At 59.0% G+C, this 958-nt stretch carries 1 protein-coding gene; it reads left to right on the forward strand.

The genetic code is table 11. The annotated features are described in order from the left end of the window. Positions 1–948: carbohydrate porin (locus B7G66_RS16915; RefSeq protein ID WP_048859450.1), on the forward strand; the 948-nt coding region annotated here is incomplete at its 5' end. Between the last annotated feature and the right edge of the window lie 10 nt (positions 949–958).

Raw genomic sequence — 958 nt, forward strand, 5'->3', positions numbered from 1 at the left:
CAGCAGGACCTTGATACCGAATTCCTCATCAGCGATTACGGATCGCTCTACCTGAACTCCAATTTCGGATGGCCCATGGCCCCGTCCGTCAACCTGTATGGCGGCGGCCCCTCATGGCCCCTCTCCTCCCCCGCCGTGCGCATCCGTTACAGGCCCACAGACACCTTCACCTTCATGTTCGCAGCCGCAGACGACAATCCCCCCGGAAACCGCTACAACTCTTTCGGCATACAGGGCGGCAACAGTGCTGACCCCACAAACCAGGTTACAAATGACGGCAGCGGCACACGCTTCAACATGGGCACGGGCGCACTGCTGATTACCGAACTGCAATATGCGCTCAACCCGCAGCCAGACGACATGTCAAAGGCCACCAAGGACCCCGGCCTGCCCGGGATCTATAAACTTGGCGGTTTCTATGACACCGCAAAGTTCCCCGATTACCGCTATAACCGTCAGGGCGCCTCCCTCGGCGCACAGGGCGGATACCCGCGATGGGATCGCGGAAACTGGATGGTCTATGGCATCATTGACCAGATGCTGTGGCGACCATCGCGCACATCACCCCAATCCGTCGGTATCTTCGTTCGCGCAACAGGCAATAGCGGCGACAGGAACCTCATCAGCTTCGCCGCGGATGCAGGCATCAACCTCAAGGCGCCCTTCAGGGGACGGGATAACGACACCGTCGGCGTCGGCTGGGGAATCGGGCGTTCAAGCTCCGGGTGGAGACAGTATAACCGCGACGCAGGCTCCATCGTGCCGGGAAACGAAAACCATCTTGAGGTCACATACCAGGCGCAGGTTACCCCGTGGCTCGTCCTGCAGCCGGATTTCCAATATGTCTGGCACCCGCAGGGCGGAACATCCGACCCGCGTTACGCAAGCGGCCTGAAACGCGTCGGAAACGAAACCATCTTCGGAATACATACAAACGTCAATTTCTAACTACCTGAAA

The sequence above is a fragment of the Novacetimonas hansenii JCM 7643 genome (genome assembly GCF_000964405.1).
Classification (GTDB): domain Bacteria; phylum Pseudomonadota; class Alphaproteobacteria; order Acetobacterales; family Acetobacteraceae; genus Novacetimonas; species Novacetimonas hansenii.